The organism is Pseudoalteromonas sp. 20-92, from assembly GCF_030847595.1.
Taxonomy (GTDB): domain Bacteria; phylum Pseudomonadota; class Gammaproteobacteria; order Enterobacterales; family Alteromonadaceae; genus Pseudoalteromonas; species Pseudoalteromonas fuliginea.
Window position 1 is genome coordinate 1 of record NZ_JANJGQ010000098.1, and the last position, 293, is coordinate 293.

The following is a 293-nucleotide window of genomic DNA, read 5'->3' on the forward strand; positions in this document are numbered from 1 at the left end:
CAGATGCGCTTGATGAGTGATTTACTTTCTAGAAGAAGGCAGTTAATGGATATGCAAACGATGGAGAAAAACCGTTCTCAGATAATGCCAAAAACAATATCATCACTAATAAAACCTATCCTAACGGCATTAAAAAATCAGATTTGAAACTACAAAAACTCATCAAAGAATGTGACGAATATAAGGTCAAGAATGACATTATTCAAAGTGTGCCTGGCGTTGGGAATGTTGTCGCGTTTAACTTACTTAGTGACATGCCTGAGCTTGGGTGTGTAAACAATAAAGAGGCTGCA

General features: G+C 37.2%; 1 pseudogene. It reads left to right on the top strand.

Going from position 1 to position 293, the window contains the following annotated elements:
• Positions 1–293: pseudogene (locus NRL14_RS20905) on the top strand (IS110 family transposase); the annotation flags it as partial.